Annotated in this window: 2 protein-coding genes and 1 pseudogene; 1 reads left to right on the top strand and 2 read right to left on the bottom strand. The window is 46.0% G+C overall.

Going from position 1 to position 1,667, the window contains the following annotated elements:
* Positions 1-132: 132 nt before the first annotated feature.
* Positions 133-342 (top strand): annotated as a pseudogene (locus FCN80_RS27340) (SymE family type I addiction module toxin); the annotation flags it as partial.
* 72 nt (positions 343-414) lie between these two features.
* Here the strand turns inward: FCN80_RS27340 and FCN80_RS25810 are convergent.
* Together FCN80_RS25810 and FCN80_RS25805 are read right to left on the bottom strand one after the other, a co-directional pair.
* The gene (locus tag FCN80_RS25810) at positions 415-738 is read right to left on the bottom strand and encodes a hypothetical protein (RefSeq protein ID WP_136993210.1); all 324 of its coding nucleotides are present in this window, start codon (positions 736-738) and stop codon (positions 415-417) included.
* An 8-nt stretch (positions 739-746) separates the two neighbouring features.
* Positions 747-1,667, bottom strand: a 921-nt coding sequence (locus FCN80_RS25805) for a VENN motif pre-toxin domain-containing protein (protein ID WP_136993208.1), incomplete at its 5' end; no start/stop codon positions are given.

Below are 1,667 nucleotides of genomic sequence, written 5' to 3'. Positions count from 1 at the left end.
GCCCCTTGACCTTGGCCGCCAAATACGGCGCGCCGCCCTGGGCCAGCGCCGCCTTGATATCTCCGCCGGCCAGCCCTCGGTAGCTGTCAACTTCGTTGACAGCTACCGCTTACTGCCTACCGCTACCCCCAGGTTAAACTTAAGGGCAAGTGGCTGGAGCAGGACGGTTTTTTAACCGGCATTTCGCTGATCGTTAGAGTGATGGAGGGGTGTTTGATTATCACCACCCAGTCCGGCTCACGGCTCAATGAGGTGCTGCAACAGTCCGACCAGTTGTCGGCCCAGTCGCGGCTGGAGCTCGAACAGGTGATACAGGGGTTGGCGCTTAGGGATAAGCTGTGAAACGCTTAATTAAATAAAAAACGTGGTATCCCGGCGAGATGGCCGGGATCATGCTTTTTATCAGTTTGTATATTACTCAGTAGGCCATTGCTGACCTCCTGTAAATTTCTTATGCCAAAACTGTCGAGAGAAAACATCGTCACGATCCAGATGATATATTAAGTCAGTTATTTTTTTTTCTGGTTGATAATCATACTTATATAGCATCGTGGCAAACCGTTGCTGAATATCAAACAGCTCATCAAAATCCTCTTGGCAGTTATCGAAGTTTTTAGCTCCAATGTTTTTTATTAGCTCAGTACAACGAGCCTCATATTTTCTAATATATTGTTTGATTAATAACTTACTGTTTTGGTAGCATTTTAGCTGTTCTTCAAAATCAGGCCATAGTTCCATATTCACCTCTACTTAATTTTGATCGGTTGAATATGTCCAACCTGACCTGTCGTAGGATTGTATATCATCTCAAGCCCTGAGCCTCCATATCTAAAATATCCTGGTGCCCCCCGAGGATCTGCTTGAATCTTAGGGTTGCTACTTAAAACCTCTTTTGCTTGTATAAATGGAGCTGGACGTCCTTGGCTCCACAATTTTTCATAATAATTTTTACTAAATTTTAAATTATCGACCGAATAAAATTCACCATCAAACTTTATCGGCTTGCCAGCTATGCTCGTTTGTAACGCTGCATGTTTACCTATATTACCAAGCCGACTCGCTGCCGCGCTACCCAGCACTGGTGTTACCGAAGCAACTATTATATCAATACCATGCTTAGTCTCTGCATATTTTTGCGCAGTCTGACGATCAACTCCTTTAACATCTATGGCATATTGGACAAGCGCATCTTTTACCTGCTGCTGATTCTGCGCATTTACACTGGTGATTTTGAGCAGGTTGAGTATTTGACCATAAGCATCAGAATATTGCTGGCTGGCTTTCGAATTATAATTGCCAGTACTTGTATATTCCTGCTTTGTTTCAATCACTTCCAGTCTAGCGTTGGCACAACCGGCACTGGCTGCCTGACCATTTCCACAGGCATCTATAACTTTTTTATCCCTGCTGATATCTAATTCTATTAGCTCATCAACTTTCTGCTGGGCCTTATCTCTTTCGACGGGATCTTTGCTGCTCTTGACGATATGCTTGGCTTTCTCAAGCGCTGACTTCTCCGACACGCTCAGGAAGTTATTCTCCACCGCATTCTTCCCTGCCTGCGCCCCGGTCAAGGCACTCGCCCTGCTGTCGCCGCTTACCCCGGCCGCAATCCCCGACGTCAGCGTCGACAGCGCACTCACACTCTCCTTCTGCTGTGAACTCAG

It is taken from the genome of Martelella alba (assembly GCF_005217455.1).
In the GTDB taxonomy this organism is placed as follows: Bacteria; Pseudomonadota; Gammaproteobacteria; order Enterobacterales; family Enterobacteriaceae; genus Acerihabitans.
Note: the sequence above shows the minus strand (reverse complement) of the source record. Positions and strands in the feature narration are given on the sequence as shown.

Bases quoted from the DNA above. Each gene is read 5' to 3' on its own strand.
- FCN80_RS25810 (WP_136993210.1), bottom strand. From the start codon at position 738: ATGGAACTATGGCCTGATTTTGAAGAACAGCTAAAATGCTACCAAAAC.